Genomic DNA, 382 nt, shown 5'->3' on the forward strand with positions numbered 1-382 from the left:
CCGGACGGCGGCGGCCTGCGCGGCGATCGAGCCTGCGCCGGTCTCGGCGGCGCCTGCGCGGCGATCGAGCCTGCGCCGGTCTCGGCGGCGAGCCGGTCGGCCTCGTCGAGCCAGGCGTCGGCCCGGCGGCGGTCCCCGGCGGCGGCCGCGATCGGGGCACCGAGGGCCAGGGTCAGCGCGCGCTGGGCGGCGAACCCGGCGTCCTGGAACGATTCGGCCGATGCCGCGAGGCACTCCACGGCCAGCGTGGGCTCGCCACGGGCAGCGGCCACCAGACCTGCGGCCCGCCTGCGGACCGCCCTCGGCGGCGAGCAGCGCGCCCAGCCCTGCGGACCGCCCTCGGCGGCGAGCAGCGCGCCCAGCGCCGTCCGGGAGGTCACGC

The 382-nt window shown here is 81.4% G+C and carries 1 protein-coding gene; it reads right to left on the bottom strand.

Annotated elements, in window-relative coordinates; genetic code table 11:
• On the bottom strand, window positions 1-382 hold a 382-nt coding region (locus ACXJMZ_RS37465; protein ID WP_457034447.1), incomplete at both ends, for a hypothetical protein.

It is taken from the genome of Kitasatospora sp. P5_F3, assembly GCF_054049135.1.